We start from the raw sequence: 13252 nt of genomic DNA, 5'->3' as shown, positions 1-13252 counted from the left end.
CGCCGCCCAGGCCGGCCCGCCCCAGAAAAGCGTGAGGCACCATCAGTGACAACGATCACCCCCGAATCCGGGAACCACGCGTCCGCCGCCCCCGAGGCCGGGCCCTCGCTTCGCGAGCGCCCCGCCGCGCCCGGTACGCTCACCGCCGTGTCCCACGCTGATCAGCCCAGAACCACCCAGAACGACGCACCGGCAGCGCCGCCGGGAGCGCCACGTCCCCTGTCCGTCCGCCCGACTCCCCTCGGCGAGCTGGCGGAGCTGCTGGGAGTCGAAGCCCATGGCGCCCACGACGCTCTGACGCGGATCACCGGCATCACGCACGACTCCCGTGCCGTGCGCCCCGGAGACCTGTACGCGGCCCTGCCGGGCGCCAAGGCGCACGGCGCGGACTTCGCGGCGCAGGCGGCCGCCCTCGGCGCCGCCGCCGTGCTGACCGACCCGGGCGGCGCGGAGCGCGCCGCGGCCACCGGACTCCCCGTCCTCGCCGTCGACGAACCGCGCGCGAAGCTGGGAGAACTGGCCGCCGCGGTCTACGGACGGCCGGGCGAGGCCCTCCTCCAGATCGGCATCACCGGCACCTCGGGCAAGACCACCACGGCGTACCTCGTCGAGGGCGGCCTGCGCGGGGGCGGACGCAGGACGGGGCTCATCGGCACCGTCGAGATGCGCGTCGGCGACGAGCGGATCAAGTCCGAGCGCACCACCCCCGAGGCCCCCGACCTGCAGGCTCTCTTCGCGGTCATGCGCGAACGCGGCGTCGAGGCCGTCGCCATGGAGGTCTCCAGCCACGCCCTGGTGCTCGGCCGGGTGGACGGCTGCGTCTTCGACGTGGCCGTCTTCAACAACCTGAGCCCGGAGCACATGGAGTTCCACTCCGACATGGAGGACTACTTCCAGGCAAAGGCGCAGCTCTTCACCGAGCGCCGCGCCCGCCTCGGCGTGGTCAACATCGACGACGAGTACGGCCGACGCCTCGCCAAGGAGTCGCCGATCCCGGTCGTCACCTTCTCCGCCACGGGCGACCCGGCCGCCGACTGGCGCGCCGAGGAAGTGGTCTCGAACCACATGGACTCGACCCTGACCCTGGTGGGTCCGGGAGGCGAACGGGTCCGGGCCACGGCCCCGCTGCCCGGTCCGTTCAACGTGGCCAACACCGTCGCCGCCATCGTCACGCTCGCCGCCGCCGGCCTCGACCCGCAGACCGCCGCCGACGGCGTCGCCGCGGTCCCGGGGGTGCCCGGCCGGCTGGAGCGGGTCGACGCGGGGCAGCCGTACCTGGCCGTCGTGGACTACGCGCACAAGACGGACGCCGTCGAATCGGTCCTGCGGGCCCTGCGCGAGGTCACCACCGGCAAGCTGTACGTCGTACTGGGCTGCGGCGGCGACCGCGACACCACCAAGCGGGCCCCCATGGGGGCGGCCGCCGCCCGGTTCGCCGACACCGCCGTACTGACCTCCGACAACCCCCGCTCCGAGGACCCCCTCGCGATCCTCGCGGCGATGTTCCGGGGCGCCGTGTCCGTGCCGACCGCCGAGCGGGGCGCCGTACTCGTCGACGCCGACCGGGCGGCGGCCATCGCCGCCGCCGTCGCGCGCGCCGAGGCGGGCGACACCGTACTGGTGGCCGGCAAGGGCCACGAGCAGGGCCAGGACATCGCGGGCGTCGTACGCCCCTTCGACGACCGGGCGGTCCTGCGTGCGGCCATCGAGACCCAAGCACGCCAGCGAACCCGACAGGCCGAGGTGAACCAGTGATCGCCCTCTCCCTCGCCGAGATCGCCGACATCACCGGCGGGCGGCCCCACGACATACCCGATCCGTCCGTCCGCATCACCGGGCCCGTCGTCATCGACTCCCGCCAGGTGGAGCCCGGCAGCCTGTTCGCCGCGTTCGCCGGCGAGCAGGTCGACGGCCACGACTACGCCGAGCGCGCCGTCGCGGCCGGCGCCGCGGCCGTGCTCGCGGCCCGGCCCGTCGGCGTACCGGCCGTGGTCGTCCCCGACGTGGAGAAGGCGCTCGGCGCCCTCGCCCGGGCCGTGGTCGAGCGCCTGGGCACCGACGTGGTGGCGCTGACCGGCTCCGCCGGGAAGACCTCCACCAAGGACCTCATCGCGCAGGTGCTCCAGACCCACGCGCCCACGGTGTGGACGCCCGGCTCCCTCAACAACGAGATCGGCCTGCCGCTCACCGCCCTGAAGGCCACCGAGGACACCCGGCACCTGGTGCTGGAGATGGGGGCCCGCGGGATCGGCCACATCGACTACCTCACCGGCCTGACGCCCCCGCGCATCGGCCTCGTCCTGAACGTCGGCACCGCCCACATCGGGGAGTTCGGCGGCCGCGAGCAGATCGCCCAGGCCAAGGGGGAGCTGGTCGAAGCCCTGCCCGCGGAGGCCGACGGCGGCATCGCCGTCCTGAACGCCGACGACCCGCTGGTCCGCCCGATGTCCGCCCGCACGAAGGCCCGTACGGTCCTCTTCGGCGAGGCCGAGGATGCCGAGGTACGGGCCACCGATGTGCGGATGACACCGGCGGGCCGGCCCTCCTTCACACTCCACACACCCACCGGGTGCGGCGAAGTGAACTTGCGGCTGTACGGTGAGCACCACGTGTCGAACGCGCTCGCCGCGGCCGCCGTGGCCCATGTACTGGGCATGTCCGTCGAGGAGATCGCCACCGCGCTCTCCGGGGCGGGCACCTTGTCCCGGTGGCGGATGGAAGTCACCGAGCGGGCGGACGGCGTGACGATCGTCAACGACGCCTACAACGCGAACCCCGAGTCCATGCGGGCCGCCCTGCGCGCGCTTGCCGCGATGGGCGGCACCGCAAGGGCCAACGGGGGACGTACGTGGGCGGTGCTCGGCCCCATGGCCGAGCTCGGTGACGAGTCACTGGCCGAGCACGACGCGGTGGGACGGCTTGCCGTCCGGCTCAACGTGAGCAAGCTCGTCGCAGTCGGGGGCAGGGAAGCGTCCTGGCTGCAACTGGGCGCATATAACGAGGGTTCGTGGGGTGAGGAGTCGGTGCTCGTGTCCGACGCGCAGGCGGCGGTCGACCTGTTGCGCAGTGAACTGCGCCCGGGTGACGTCGTGCTGGTGAAGGCGTCCAGGTCCATTGGTCTGGAGCGGGTCGCGCTGGCGTTGCTGGAGCGCGAGGGCGAGGTCGCCGGCCGATGAGGCAGATCCTGTTCTCCGGAGTCATCGGACTCTTTCTCACGCTCATCGGCACCCCGTTGCTGATCAAGGGTCTGGCCCGCAAGGGCTACGGCCAGTTCATCCGGGACGACGGCCCACGCGGCCACGCCGGGAAGAAGGGCACGCCCACCATGGGCGGTATCTCCTTCATCCTGGCCACGCTGATCGCGTACGCCCTCACCAAGGTGATCACCGGAAGTCAGCCGACCTTCTCGGGTCTGCTCGTGCTCCTGCTGATGGCGGGCATGGGCGTGGTGGGCTTCCTCGACGACTACATCAAGATCGTCAAGCAGCGTTCGCTCGGTCTGCGGGCCAAGGCCAAGATGGCCGGCCAGCTGATCGTCGGCATCGCCTTCGCGGTGCTGGCGCTGCAGTTCAAGGACGCGCGCGGGCTCGCCCCGGCCTCCACCAAGCTGTCGTTCGTCACGGACTTCGGCTGGCAGATCGGCCCGGTGCTGTTCGTGGTCTGGGCGCTGTTCATGATCCTGGCGATGTCCAACGGCGTGAACCTCACCGACGGCCTCGACGGCCTCGCCACCGGCGCCGCGGTGATGGTCTTCGGCGCCTACACATTCATCGGCGTCTGGCAGTACCAGGAGTCCTGCGCCAACGCGCAGACCCTGACGAACCCGGCCGCCTGTTTCGAGGTACGCGACCCACTGGACCTCGCGGTCGTCGCCGCCGCCCTGATGGGCGCCTGCTTCGGCTTCCTGTGGTGGAACACCTCGCCCGCCAAGATCTTCATGGGCGACACCGGTTCGCTGGCCCTCGGCGGCGCACTCGCGGGCCTCGCGATCTGCTCCCGCACGGAGTTCCTGATGGCGCTCCTCGGCGGCCTCTTCGTCCTGATCACCATGTCGGTCGTCATCCAGGTCGGCTCCTTCAAGATGACCGGGAAGCGCGTCTTCAGGATGGCGCCGCTGCAGCACCACTTCGAGCTCAAGGGGTGGTCCGAAGTCCTTGTCGTGGTCCGGTTCTGGATCATCCAGGGCATGTGCGTGATCGTGGGCCTCGGACTCTTCTACGCGGGATGGGCAGCCGACAAGTGACCGCCTGGCACGGCAAGAACATCACCGTTGCCGGCCTCGGCGTGAGCGGCATCAGCGCCGCCCGCGCCCTGGCCGGCCTCGGCGCGGTCGTGACCGTCGTGGACGGCGGCGACAGCGAGGGGCACCGCGCGCGGGCCGCCGAGCTGGAGGCGGCGGGTGTCCGCGTACGCCTCGCGGATGCGCAGACCCTGCCCGAGGGGACCGACCTGGTCGTCACCTCGCCCGGCTGGAAGCCCGACAGCCCGCTGTTCGCGGCGGCCGCCGCGGCCGGCGTGGACGTGGTCGGCGACGTGGAGATCGCCTGGCTGCTGCGCGGTCCGGACGCCGCCCCCTGGCTGGCGATCACCGGAACGAACGGCAAGACCACCACCACCCAGATGCTCGCCTCGATCCTGAAGGCGGCCGGGCTCAGGACGGTGGCCGTCGGCAACATCGGCACCCCGATCATCGACGTGGTGCTCGGCGAGGAGCAGTACGACGTACTCGCCGTCGAGCTCTCCAGCTACCAGCTGCACTGGGCGCCCTCCGTACGCCCCCACTCCGCGGCCGTCCTGAACCTGGCCCCGGACCACCTCGACTGGCACGGCTCGATGGAGGCGTACGCCGCCGACAAGGGCCGGATCTACGAGGGCAACACGGTGGCCTGCGTCTACAACGCGTCGGACAAGGCCACCGAGGACCTGGTGGTCGATGCGGACGTGGAAGAGGGCTGCCGCGCCATCGGCTTCACCCTCGGCGCCCCCGGCCCCTCCATGTTCGGCGTCGTCGACGGCATCCTCGTCGACCGGGCCTTCGTGGACAACCGGCACAAGAACGCCCAGGAACTCGCCGAGGTCGCGGACGTCAACCCGCCGGCCCCGCACAACATCGCCAACGCCCTCGCCGCGGCCGCCCTGGCCCGCGCCTTCGGCGTGCCCCCGCGCGCCGTCCGCGACGGACTGCGTGACTTCCGGCCGGACGCCCACCGGGTCAGCCACGTGGACGAGGTGGGCGGGGTCACCTACGTGGACGACTCCAAGGCCACCAACACCCATGCCGCCGAGGCCTCCCTGGCGGCCTTCGAGCCGGTCGTCTGGATCGCCGGCGGCCTCGCCAAGGGCGCGACCTTCGACGAGCTCGTACAGAAGGCCGCGAAGCGGCTGCGGGGCGTCGTGCTCATCGGCGCCGACCGGGCGCTGATCGCCGAGGCACTGGCGCGACACGCCCCGCAGGTCCCGGTCGTGGACCTCGGACGGACCGACACTGGGGCGATGCTCGCGGCGGTCCGGGAAGCGGCCCGGCTCGCGGAGCCCGGCGACACGGTTCTGCTGGCACCTGCCTGTGCCTCGATGGACATGTTCACGAACTACGGCAAGCGTGGGGACGCGTTCGCCGACGCGGTGCGCGAACTGGCCGCCGAGCGGGCCTAGGTCCGGACCGATCCAGGGCAGGTTCCCTCCGGCCGGCCGGCTGCTCGCCCGTACGAGTTGGAGGGGAAGATCACAGATGCCGGCCAAGCAAGTGCTGCCGGGGAGGCGGCCGTCCGCCGCCAAGGCCGACAAAGCCGTCAAGGACGTGAGACCCAGAGCGCCCAGGGCCGGCAAGGTGCTGGGCCGGGGGCGCCCCGCGGCGCGTCCGCGGCGGCCCGCCGGGGGCGGGCCGCTGACCCGGCTGCGACGTACGCAACGTCAGTTGACCCAGGCCTGGGACCGCCCGCTCACGGCGTATTACCTGATCTTCGGCAGTTCACTGCTCATCACCGTGCTCGGCCTGGTGATGGTCTACTCGGCCTCGATGATCACGGCGCTCCAGCTCGGCCTGGGAGGCGCGTACTTCTTCAAGAAGCAGTTCCTGGCGGCCCTGATCGGCACCGGACTGCTGCTGATCGCCTCCCGGATGCCCGTCAAACTGCACCGGGCGCTGTGCTATCCGGTGCTCGCCGGAACGCTCTTCCTGATGGTCCTGGTCCAGGTTCCGGGGGTGGGCGTCTCGATCAAGGGCAACCAGAATTGGATCTCCCTCGGCGGTCCGTTCATGCTCCAGCCCAGTGAGTTCGGCAAACTGGCCCTCATCCTCTGGGGCGCCGACCTGTTGGCGCGCAAGGGCGACAAGGACCTGCTGAGCCAGTGGAAACACCTGCTGGTGCCGCTGGTCCCGGTCACCTTCCTGCTGCTCGGGCTGATCATGCTGGGCGGGGACATGGGCACCGCGATGATCCTCGGTGCCATCCTGTTCGGCCTGTTGTGGCTGGCCGGGGCGCCGACGCGGATGTTCGTGGGGGTACTGGGCCTCGCGGGCGTACTCATCGCACTGCTGATCAAGACCAGTCCGCACCGCATGGACCGGCTCGCCTGCCTGGGAGCGACCGAACCGGGCAAGAACGACCTGTGCTGGCAGGCCGTCCACGGAATCTACGCCCTCGCATCGGGCGGATGGTTCGGTTCCGGCCTGGGTGCCAGTGTGGAAAAATGGGGGCAACTGCCAGAGGCCCACACCGACTTCATCTTCGCCATCACCGGCGAGGAACTGGGTCTGGCGGGGACGCTGTCGGTGCTCGCCCTGTTCGCGGCCCTAGGCTATGCGGGTATCCGCGTGGCCGGACGCACGGAGGAACCCTTCGTACGGTTTGCCGCGGGAGGCGTGACAACCTGGATCACGGCGCAAGCCGTGATCAACATTGGTGCGGTGCTCGGTCTGCTGCCGATCGCCGGAGTCCCGCTCCCGCTGTTCTCCTACGGCGGATCAGCCCTGCTGCCGACCATGTTCGCGGTCGGGCTGCTCATCGCCTTCGCGCGAGAGGAGCCGGCGGCACGGGCAGCGCTCGCGATGCGCAGGCCGAAGAACGGCCGACCACGGACCGGGCAGAGATGGAAGTCGATGAGACGGCGCGTCAAGAAGCGTCCGTCCAGAGAGCGGTGAATTTCGGTGCATGTCGTACTCGCCGGTGGGGGGACCGCCGGCCACATCGAGCCGGCGCTCGCCCTCGCGGACGCCCTGCGCAGGCAGGACCCTTCCGTGGGCATCACCGCCCTCGGCACTGAACGCGGACTCGAAACCCGCCTGGTGCCCGAGCGCGGCTACGAGCTGGGACTGATCCCGGCCGTTCCGCTGCCCCGTAGGCCCACGCCCGAGCTGATCACCGTCCCAGGACGGCTGCGCGGCACCATCAAGGCCGCGGAGGAGATCCTCCTGCGCACCAAGGCCGACTGCGTCGTCGGCTTCGGCGGCTACGTGGCCCTGCCCGGCTACCTCGCGGCCAAGCGCCTCGGGGTACCGATCATCGTCCACGAGGCCAACGCCCGGCCCGGACTGGCCAACAAGATCGGCTCCCGCTACGCGCACGCCGTCGCGGTCTCCACACCCGACAGCAAACTGCGCGGCGCCCGCTACGTGGGCATCCCACTGCGCCGCTCCATCTCCACCCTCGACCGGGCACTGGTCCGCCCGGAGGCGCGCGCCGCCTTCGGCCTGGACCCCAACCTGCCGACGCTGCTGGTCTCCGGCGGCTCGCAGGGCGCCCGCCGCCTCAACGAGGTGATCGAGCAGGTCGCGCCGACCCTCCAGCGCTCCGGGGTCCAGATCCTGCACGCGGTCGGCCCGAAGAACGAACTGCCGCGTGTCGACAACATGCCCGGGATGCCGCCTTACATCCCGGTACCGTACGTGGACCGGATGGATCTCGCGTACGCCGCCGCCGACATGATGCTGTGCCGCGCGGGCGCGATGACCGTCGCCGAACTGTCCGCCGTCGGGCTGCCCGCCGCCTACGTTCCGTTGCCGATCGGCAACGGCGAACAGCGGCTCAACGCCCAGCCGGTGGTCAAGGCGGGCGGCGGCCTGCTCGTGGACGACGCGGAACTGACACCCCAGTGGGTGCTCAGCCAGGTCCTCCCGGTCCTCGCCGACCCGCACCGGCTGTACGAGATGTCCCGTGCCGCCGCCGAGTTCGGCCGGCGGGACGCCGACGAGCTGCTGGTCGGCATGGTGTACGAGGCGATCGCAGCCAACAGAGCCCGCTGACGCGGGAAGCACCGACGCAGGAGGCACAGGAGTGGCCGGAGCGAGCACCGCACAGCGCGGCGGTCCGGGAGCCGCGGGGAAGGGCTCCGGCCCCCTCAAGGCCCCCAAGTCGCCCAAGGGAACCGGCCCCGGGGGATCCCCGGGGCCGCGCCCCGGCGGGCGGCTCCCGGGGGGACTGCGTCGCGGACCCCTCGTGGTCGTCGGCCTGGCCCTCGCGCTGTTCCTGGCCGCCGGCTGCACTTGGGTCCTCTACGGGTCCTCCTGGCTCCGGGTCGAGAAGGTCACCGCCACCGGCACCGGGGTCCTGACCCCGGGGCAGGTGCTGGCGGCGGCGGCCGTGCCCGTCGGGGCGCCCCTGGTGTCCGTGGACACCGATGAGATCGAAGCCCGCCTCCGCGGCCGCCTGCCCCGTATCGATTCGGTCGATGTGGTGCGGTCCTGGCCGCACGGAATCGGGCTGAAGGTGACGGAACGCAAGCCCGTTCTGCTCATCAAGAAGGACGCGCAGTTCGTTGAAGTGGACGATTCCGGTGTGCGATTCGACACGGTCGGACGAGCACCCGCGGGTGTTCCGGTCCTCGAACTGAGCTCCCGGCAGTCTCCGAGCGGCCGCCGTTTCGACGAGGAACGGCTGCTGCGCGAGGCCGTCGGCATCGCCGCCGGGCTCCCGGAAGCCATCCGCAAGGAGACCGTGCAGGTCAAGGTCCGGTCCTACGACTCGGTGGTGCTGGAGTTGACCGGCGGCCGGTCGGTGGTCTGGGGGAGCGGCGAACAGGGCGAGGCGAAGGGCCGCGCCCTGACGGCACTCCTGAAGGCCTCGCCCAAGGCTGACCGATTCGACGTGAGCGTACCCACCGCCCCAGCGGTGTCCGGTAGTTGACGTGGGGTCGAACAGCGTCGCACCCTGGTTGGCCACCGATACGGGTGATCACATAGGGTGAAAAGAAAAACGGGAGGTTCGGCGTGTTCGTTGAACACGCGCTACTTGTCGACTTAGTGTCCTGTTCGGAGAGTCCAAGGAACAGACACACTCATAACCCTAAACTTCAGGGTTAGGGTTCGGGTCGGCGTGTACGAACCGTCCCAATTTCGGCATCAGTCGTCGCACCGCAGGCCTGCGAGGCGAACGACACGTAACTCGAGGCGAGAGGCCTTCGACGTGGCAGCACCGCAGAACTACCTCGCAGTCATCAAGGTCATCGGTGTCGGCGGCGGTGGTGTCAATGCCATCAACCGAATGATCGAGGTCGGTCTCAAGGGCGTCGAGTTCATCGCCATCAACACAGACGCCCAGGCGCTGTTGATGAGCGACGCCGACGTCAAGCTCGACGTCGGCCGTGAACTCACCCGGGGTCTTGGCGCCGGCGCCAACCCGGATGTCGGCCGTAAGGCGGCAGAGGACCACCGCGAGGAGATCGAGGAGGTCCTCAAGGGGGCCGACATGGTCTTCGTCACCGCCGGTGAAGGTGGCGGCACCGGAACGGGCGGCGCACCTGTCGTCGCCAACATCGCGCGCTCGCTGGGCGCCCTGACGATCGGTGTGGTCACCCGGCCGTTCACCTTCGAGGGCCGGCGCCGCGCCAACCAGGCCGAGGACGGCATCGCCCAGCTCCGTGAGCAGGTCGACACCCTCATCGTCATCCCCAACGACCGGCTCCTGTCCATCTCGGACCGCCAGGTCAGCGTCCTCGACGCCTTCAAGTCGGCCGACCAGGTCCTGCTGTCGGGCGTCCAGGGCATCACCGATCTCATCACCACCCCGGGTCTGATCAACCTCGACTTCGCGGACGTCAAGTCCGTGATGTCCGAGGCCGGCTCGGCCCTGATGGGCATCGGCTCGGCCCGCGGCGACGACCGCGCGGTGGCCGCAGCCGAGATGGCGATCTCCTCGCCGCTGCTCGAGGCGTCCATCGACGGCGCCCGTGGCGTGCTGCTCTCCATCTCCGGTGGCTCGGACCTCGGTCTCTTCGAGATCAACGAGGCCGCGCAGCTGGTGAGCGAGGCCGCGCACCCCGAGGCGAACATCATCTTCGGCGCGGTCATCGACGACGCGCTCGGCGACGAGGTACGGGTCACCGTCATCGCGGCCGGGTTCGACGGCGGACAGCCCCCGGCCCGCCGCGAGAACGTCATCGGCGCGTCGTCCACCAAGCGCGAGGAGCCGGCCCCGGCTCCGGTCCGTGCCGCCGACCCGGTCCGTCCGGCCTTCGGCGGACTCGGCTCGGTCACCCCGCGCGAGGAGCCGGTCCGCTCGGAGCCGATCCCGGTGGCGGAGGCTCCGGCCCCGCAGGTCCCGACGGCCCGGCCGTACCAGGACAGCCCGGCCGAGGAGCTGGACGTCCCGGACTTCTTGAAGTGACGTTGGAGCATTACAGCGAGAGCGGCGCCCACTTCGCCTTCACCGACCGGTGGGGCGGGGTGAGCGCCGTTCCGTACGAGGAGCTCAATCTCGGCGGCGCGGTCGGAGACGACCCGGCCGCCGTTCGTGCGAACCGGGCCGCCGCGGCGAAGGCGCTGGGCATCGCGCCGGACCGGGTCGTCTGGATGAACCAGGTGCACGGCCGGGACGTGGCGGTGGTCGACGGCCCGTGGGGCCCGGGCCAGGCCGGGGGGATCAAGCACAGCCCCGCGGTGGACGCGGTGGTGACCGCCCGCCGGGGGCTCGCCCTCGCGGTCCTCACCGCCGACTGCACGCCCGTCCTGCTGGCCGACCCCGTCGCCGGCATCGCGGGAGCCGCCCACGCCGGGCGGCCCGGGCTGGTCGCCGGAGTCGTGGGCGCCGCCGTCGAGGCGATGGTCTCGCTCGGCGCCGACCCCGCGCGCATCGTGGCCCGTACCGGACCGGCGGTGTGCGGGCGCTGCTACGAGGTTCCCGCCGAGATGCGGGCGGCGGTCGCCGAGGTGGTGCCGGCCGCGTACGCCGAGACGAGCTGGGGTACCCCGGCGGTCGACGTGGTCGCCGGGGTGCACGCGCAGCTGGTGGAGGCGGGGGTGGCCGACACCGGCCGGTCCCCGTTCTGCACACTGGAGTCGCGGGATCACTTCTCGTACCGCCGCGACCGGACGACCGGGCGGCTTGCCGGATATGTCTGGTTGGACTGAAGAATGACGGATCGTAAGTCCGAGCTCGCCGAGAACCTCGCCCGGGTTCAGGAGCGGATCGGTACCGCCTGCGCGGCCGCCGGGCGCGCGAGGGAAGAGGTGACCCTCATCGTGGTCACCAAGACCTACCCGGCGAGCGACGTACGACTGCTGGCGGACCTGGGTGTCCGTCATGTGGCGGAAAACCGGGACCAGGATGCCGCCCCCAAGGCCGCCGCCTGCGCGGATCTGCCGCTCAGCTGGCACTTCGTCGGTCAGTTGCAGACGAACAAGGTCCGTTCGGTGGCGGGATACGCGCACCTCGTGCAGTCCGTCGACCGCCCCAAGCTCGTCACGGCTCTCTCGGCCGCCGCGGCGGGGGCCGGACGGGAACTGGGCTGCCTGGTGCAGATCGCCCTCGACGCCGAGTCGGGTGAGCGGGGGGCCCGTGGCGGTGTGGCGCCGGAGCAGCTCGCCGAGTTGGCGGACCTCGTGGCGGCGGCTCCCGGACTGCGCATCGAGGGGGTCATGACGGTCGCTCCGCTGGCCGGGAGGTTCGCGGGACGCGAACAAGCGGCCTTCGAGCGGCTGGTGGAATTGTCATCCCGCCTGCGCGCGCACCATCCGGCTGCCACGATGGTGTCGGCCGGGATGAGCGCAGACCTGGAACAGGCCGTTGCGGCCGGTGCGACACATGTACGCGTCGGCACTGCGGTACTCGGCGCGAGACCCCGGCTCGGGTAACGTCGCGAAGAAAGTCGGACCACAGCAGAAAATATGGTCATTTCCGCTGATGAGCGGACAGGCCACGTGGATCGCGGGCAGTTGGTGACATTCGTGACACGGCGATACACCTGCGACAGGGCGATCCACCACAGAGCGGAGGACTCAGAGAATGGCCGGCGCGATGCGCAAGATGGCGGTCTACCTCGGCCTCGTGGAGGACGACCGGTACGACAACCCGGGGTACGACCCCGACGACGAGTTCGAACCCGAGCCGGAGCCGGAACGTCGGCGACAGCAACCTGTTTCGCACCAAGCACCCGTATCGGACGAACCGGTACGAATTACCCAGCCTCCGGCGCCAAGGGAACCCATCCCAATGCCGGTTGAAAACGGACGTCCCGCGCGAATCGCCCCCGTGGCGTCCATCACACCCGAACGCTCGAATCTGGAGAAGAACGCCCCCGTGATCATGCCCAAGGTCGTCTCCGAGCGGGAGCCGTACCGCATCACGACGCTGCACCCCCGGACCTACAACGAGGCCCGTACCATCGGGGAACACTTCCGTGAGGGCACTCCGGTGATCATGAATCTCACGGAGATGGACGACACGGACGCGAAGCGTCTTGTCGACTTCGCCGCCGGCCTCGTGTTCGGTCTGCACGGGAGCATTGAACGCGTGACACAGAAGGTGTTCCTGCTGTCTCCTGCTAACGTCGATGTCACGGCGGAGGACAAGGCCCGCATCGCGGAGGGCGGGTTCTTCAACCAAAGCTAGACCGATCCGTCAGATACGGGACCGGGTACAGGGCGGAAGCAGGGGAGAGGGAAGCGCGGGATGGGCGTCGCACTACAAGTGGTTTACATCGCGCTGATGTGCTTCCTCATCGTGCTGATCTTCCGACTGGTCATGGACTACGTGTTCCAGTTCGCACGTTCATGGACACCCGGCAAGGCGATGGTGGTCGTTCTGGAGGCCACCTACACTGTCACCGATCCACCGCTCAAGCTTCTTCGGCGGCTCATCCCGCCGTTGCGTCTCGGGGGCGTGGCACTCGACCTGTCCTTCTTTGTTCTGATGATCATCGTTTACATCCTCATCAGTTTCGTGAGCACCGCTGCGAGAAGCGTGTGAACGATGAGCTTCCCCGCAGGCGCGGGGACAGTCCCGATACGGTCCTGCCCACTGCCGACGACTACGTAGAG

12 protein-coding genes are annotated in these 13252 nt (G+C 70.3%); all 12 read left to right on the top strand.

All coding sequences use genetic code 11. The annotated features are described in order from the left end of the window. The first annotated feature begins 45 nt into the window (after nt 1–45). The 12 genes from OTB20_RS09705 (at nt 46) to OTB20_RS09650 (ending at nt 13181) form a co-directional block, all read left to right on the top strand. A complete protein-coding gene (locus tag OTB20_RS09705) occupies nt 46–1755 on the top strand; it encodes a UDP-N-acetylmuramoyl-L-alanyl-D-glutamate--2,6-diaminopimelate ligase (RefSeq protein ID WP_267816425.1) in 1710 nt (569 codons plus the stop codon). Continuing rightward, nucleotides 1752–3176 (top strand): UDP-N-acetylmuramoyl-tripeptide--D-alanyl-D-alanine ligase, encoded by a 1425-nt coding sequence (locus OTB20_RS09700; protein WP_267816423.1) that lies wholly within the window; start codon nt 1752–1754, stop codon nt 3174–3176. The genes OTB20_RS09705 and OTB20_RS09700 overlap by 4 nt, the downstream gene beginning before the upstream one ends. After that, a complete protein-coding gene (mraY, locus tag OTB20_RS09695; protein WP_267755940.1) occupies nt 3173–4243 on the top strand; it encodes a phospho-N-acetylmuramoyl-pentapeptide-transferase in 1071 nt (356 codons plus the stop codon). The genes OTB20_RS09700 and mraY overlap by 4 nt, the downstream gene beginning before the upstream one ends. Continuing rightward, entirely contained in the window at nt 4225–5652 is a 1428-nt protein-coding gene (gene murD, locus OTB20_RS09690; RefSeq protein ID WP_267816422.1) for a UDP-N-acetylmuramoyl-L-alanine--D-glutamate ligase, read from the top strand. Before mraY ends, murD begins: the two co-directional genes overlap by 19 nt. Before the next feature lie 76 nt (nt 5653–5728). After that, nucleotides 5729–7141 (top strand): putative lipid II flippase FtsW, encoded by a 1413-nt coding sequence (ftsW, locus tag OTB20_RS09685; protein ID WP_267816420.1) that lies wholly within the window; start codon nt 5729–5731, stop codon nt 7139–7141. Nucleotides 7142–7147: 6 nt separating this feature from the next. Next, the gene (gene murG, locus OTB20_RS09680) at nt 7148–8242 is read left to right on the top strand and encodes an undecaprenyldiphospho-muramoylpentapeptide beta-N-acetylglucosaminyltransferase (RefSeq protein WP_267755945.1); all 1095 of its coding nucleotides are present in this window, start codon (nt 7148–7150) and stop codon (nt 8240–8242) included. Nucleotides 8243–8273: 31 nt separating this feature from the next. Beyond that, entirely contained in the window at nt 8274–9122 is an 849-nt protein-coding gene (locus OTB20_RS09675; RefSeq protein ID WP_324290354.1) for a cell division protein FtsQ/DivIB, read from the top strand. A 279-nt stretch (nt 9123–9401) separates the two neighbouring features. After that, nucleotides 9402–10601 (top strand): cell division protein FtsZ, encoded by a 1200-nt coding sequence (ftsZ, locus tag OTB20_RS09670; protein ID WP_267816418.1) that lies wholly within the window; start codon nt 9402–9404, stop codon nt 10599–10601. Beyond that, a complete protein-coding gene (gene pgeF / locus OTB20_RS09665) occupies nt 10598–11344 on the top strand; it encodes a peptidoglycan editing factor PgeF (protein WP_267816416.1) in 747 nt (248 codons plus the stop codon). Before ftsZ ends, pgeF begins: the two co-directional genes overlap by 4 nt. Before the next feature lie 3 nt (nt 11345–11347). Beyond that, nucleotides 11348–12067 (top strand): YggS family pyridoxal phosphate-dependent enzyme, encoded by a 720-nt coding sequence (locus tag OTB20_RS09660; RefSeq protein WP_267816414.1) that lies wholly within the window; start codon nt 11348–11350, stop codon nt 12065–12067. A gap of 151 nt (nt 12068–12218) precedes the next feature. Further along, entirely contained in the window at nt 12219–12824 is a 606-nt protein-coding gene (locus OTB20_RS09655) for a cell division protein SepF (RefSeq protein ID WP_267816413.1), read from the top strand. Nucleotides 12825–12884: 60 nt separating this feature from the next. Beyond that, on the top strand, nt 12885–13181 hold the full coding sequence (locus OTB20_RS09650; protein WP_112450285.1) for a YggT family protein: 297 nt from the start codon (nt 12885–12887) through the stop codon (nt 13179–13181). The last annotated feature ends 71 nt before the right edge of the window (nt 13182–13252 follow it).

Source organism: Streptomyces sp. H27-H1 (genome assembly GCF_026627445.1).
GTDB lineage: Bacteria > Actinomycetota > Actinomycetes > Streptomycetales > Streptomycetaceae > Streptomyces.
This window is presented reverse-complemented; position numbering and strand designations above follow the sequence as displayed.